Origin of the sequence: Cognatundibacterium luofuense (assembly GCF_018139685.1) — a bacterium.
Classification (GTDB): domain Bacteria; phylum Pseudomonadota; class Gammaproteobacteria; order Burkholderiales; family Burkholderiaceae_D; genus Undibacterium; species Undibacterium luofuense.
The window spans coordinates 1-463 of the sequence record NZ_JAGSPN010000137.1; the positions used below are offsets into that span (position 1 = coordinate 1).

Below are 463 nucleotides of genomic sequence, written 5' to 3' on the forward strand. Positions count from 1 at the left end.
TGACTTATTCGGACAAGCTGATCGATGGTTCGCCTAAAAACAGTGTGACTGCGGTGCCAGTAGAACGCAGTATCACGATTCCGCTCAAGTAAATAAATCGCACAGTAGCCGCGTCACCCGCTCTGGGGGGGGGCATGCTCCGTTTTGTCTGCCAACAGAGCGTAAGGGCGGGTGACAGAATGTGCCGCATATCCGGAACTCGGTTTAACAGGGGGCAAGCTGCTCGTGCTGCCTGATTCGGCTTAAGTCTGGCTGATTACAGGATTTTTCTGTTATTTCCATTTCCGGATAGTAATGTTTGGTTTAGAATGCGTGTTAGCTTGCGCCTGACCCTACACAGACAGGGCAGAAACGCTCAGTTTGATCCCATCTCGCGTTACCATGACTTCAACAACCCAATTATCCGTAGCGAATGAGCAGTCAGTTGACGCACTGATCAAAACGATACGGATACCACCTCGTC

At 50.5% G+C, this 463-nt stretch carries 1 pseudogene; it reads left to right on the forward strand.

The annotated features are described in order from the left end of the window. Positions 1-92: pseudogene (locus KDM89_RS22635) on the forward strand (CreA family protein); the annotation flags it as partial. Between the last annotated feature and the right edge of the window lie 371 nt (positions 93-463).